The 255-nt window shown below is 56.9% G+C and carries 1 protein-coding gene; it reads left to right on the top strand.

Translation table 11 applies throughout. The annotated features are described in order from the left end of the window. The coding region (locus HCN83_RS18900; protein ID WP_246238308.1) for a reverse transcriptase domain-containing protein at nucleotides 1-255 on the top strand (255 nt) is incomplete at both ends.

Here is a 255-nt window from a genome sequence, read left to right as displayed (position 1 = left end):
TCAGTAACATTTACCTCCATGAATTGGATACGGAACTGGAGCGACGAGGCCACCGGTTTGTCCGCTATGCCGACGATTGTAACATCTACGTGAAGAGCCGACGGGCAGGGGAACGGGTGCTGCGAAGGATTACCGCGTTTCTCGAAAACGACTTGTCGCTTACGGTGAACCGGGACAAGAGTGCTGTGGGGCGACCAACCACCCGCGCATTTCTCGGATTCTCCCTGCAGGCACTGCCGAAGGGGAAAACGGGGA

Origin of the sequence: Alkalicoccus luteus (assembly GCF_012034335.1) — a bacterium.
Taxonomy (GTDB): domain Bacteria; phylum Bacillota; class Bacilli; order Bacillales; family Salisediminibacteriaceae; genus Alkalicoccus; species Alkalicoccus luteus_A.
This window is presented reverse-complemented; position numbering and strand designations above follow the sequence as displayed.